Below are 680 nucleotides of genomic sequence, written 5' to 3'. Positions count from 1 at the left end.
CTTATTTACATTTTCATAAAACCATCTGCCAATCAATGCCGGCGGTGTTGCGATTAACTCTCTCAAAACAAATTCTTTGCCTTTCGGTAAAGAGCTAATTTTGTTTAATAAGGTAGTATATAGGTCAGCATAGCTTGTATTTTCTTGTAAACTACTACACTTACAATATTCAGTAACGCTTGGGAAACCTCCCTCTATTGCTTTTTTAGTTAAAATTTCAAGTTCTTCATCGGTTACAGTAAATTGAATTCGCATTTATATATCCTCTCCTTATAACTGAGTTTATTACCATATCATTATCATTTTATCATAAATACGATATTTTTTCCATACCACAAATTTAAGCCCTTATACGATGTTTTTACAATTAGCCATAATCTGATACCTATTTTATTATTAACACTCTTAAAAAGCCTTTCCACCGTCTTATACGAGGTCTACAAGTGTTCACCCTTGTCATAATCTTCAAAGGTATATACTTTTGATTTACTGTTTTCCTTTAATTTCCCTTTGTCCTGTTCATACCAATGAACCAAGGTCGCATAATGGTCTTTGTAGTTTCTTCCTGTACTTTGCATATAGGTTGACAGCTTCTCTATCATTTTATCCCTATGACATTGCATTTTATCCTTTAATTTTCCATATTCTTCATCAGTTAAGGAAACATTTTTATATTCTCC

The 680-nt window shown here is 31.9% G+C and carries 1 protein-coding gene and 1 pseudogene; both read right to left on the bottom strand.

Going from position 1 to position 680, the window contains the following annotated elements; translation table 11 throughout:
- A partial coding sequence (locus WMO19_RS09835) for a hypothetical protein (RefSeq protein WP_349171689.1) occupies positions 1-255 on the bottom strand: 255 nt, incomplete at its 3' end.
- A gap of 182 nt (positions 256-437) precedes the next feature.
- Positions 438-680 (bottom strand): annotated as a pseudogene (locus tag WMO19_RS09830) (phage replisome organizer N-terminal domain-containing protein); the annotation flags it as partial.

It is taken from the genome of Peptoniphilus hominis (ex Hitch et al. 2025) (genome assembly GCF_040096015.1).
Lineage (GTDB): Bacteria > Bacillota > Clostridia > Tissierellales > Peptoniphilaceae > Peptoniphilus_A > Peptoniphilus_A hominis.
Note: the sequence above shows the minus strand (reverse complement) of the source record. Positions and strands in the feature narration are given on the sequence as shown.